The organism is Arthrobacter sp. 2YAF22_2 (assembly GCF_052114645.1).
In the GTDB taxonomy this organism is placed as follows: domain Bacteria; phylum Actinomycetota; class Actinomycetes; order Actinomycetales; family Micrococcaceae; genus Arthrobacter.
This window is the reverse complement of record NZ_JBFRFD010000746.1, coordinates 1-1,198: the sequence shown is the minus strand read 5'-3', so window position 1 is coordinate 1,198 and position 1,198 is coordinate 1. Positions and strand designations below refer to the sequence as shown.

Genomic DNA, 1,198 nt, shown 5'->3' with positions numbered 1-1,198 from the left:
GCGCTGGGTTATGACCTGATGGCATTCCTTTCCCTGTCCATCAGCCAGACGCGGACAGGCGCGGTGGAAGACGGTCTCGCCGCGATCCCGGAGGTCATCGAGGTGCATGCAACGACCGGGGATGCGGACCTCATGGCCAAGGTGGTGGCACGCAGTACGGCCGATCTCTACCGCATCACCAACGAGATCCTGGAAATCGAGGGGATCCAACGGACCAGCACGGCCATCTCCGTGCTGGAGCTCATGCCGCCCCGCTATGACGGCCTCCTGAGCCGACTGTCGGAGCAGGAATCCCGGCCTTCCAGCTGATCGGGTGACGGGTACCACAAGCGTGCAGATTTTCAGGTTCGCCGCACCATACTGCCAAATGTCCCAATCCAACTCCACCCTCTTGCCAATGTGTGAACCGGGCCACATGATTCCTGCATGACTTCACTTACCGTCTCCGGCCGCGTGGCGCAGGTTCTCAGCCGCTATCTTGACGATGTCTTCGGCGTCATGGGCAACGGAAACGTCTACTTCCTGGACGCCGCGGAAAAGCTCGGCCTCCGCTTCTCCGCCGTCCGCCATGAAGGCGCCGCCATCGCCGCGGCCGACGCCTACTACCGGACGTCAGGACGCCTCGCAGCGGGCACCACCACCTACGGCCCCGGCTACACCAACGCACTCACCGCCCTCGCGGAGGCCGTCCAGGCACAAATCCCGGTGGTGCTGGTCACCGGGGACGCTCCGAGTAGCGGCGCCCGGCCCCAGGACGTGGACCAGGCGGCCATCGCCGCGGGCCTCGGCGCCGCCACCTTCACCGTCACCCGCGACGACGCGGGCTCCATCACGCAGCAGGCGGTGGAATATGCGCTCACTAAGCGCACCGCCGTCGTGATCGCCATTCCTTACGACCTCGCAGCCCTGGAGGCTGAGGAGGAAGAGCTTCCAGCGCCGCTGGCACCGGCGGTGAGTGACGACGTCGACGGCGGCCTGGGGCAGGTAGCCCGCCTGCTCGCCGGAGCGAAGCGGCCGCTGATCCTCGCCGGCCGCGGCGCACATCTCGCCGGCGTCGGCCCGGAACTCCGGGAGCTCGCCGACCGCTTGGGCGCGCTGACCGCCGGAACCGCCCTGGCGCTCAACCTCCTCGAGGGCGCCGGGTACCTCGGCGTCGCGGGCGGCTTCGGTACGGACACCGCGGCCGGGCTCATGGGTG

The 1,198-nt window shown here is 67.9% G+C and carries 2 protein-coding genes; both read left to right on the top strand.

Annotated elements, in window-relative coordinates; translation table 11 throughout:
* On the top strand, positions 1–309 hold a 309-nt coding region (locus AB4Y86_RS19225), incomplete at its 5' end, for an Lrp/AsnC family transcriptional regulator (protein WP_441403718.1).
* 117 nt (positions 310–426) lie between these two features.
* Positions 427–1,198 (top strand): thiamine pyrophosphate-binding protein (locus AB4Y86_RS19220; RefSeq protein ID WP_441403717.1); only part of this gene is annotated, 772 nt, incomplete at its 3' end.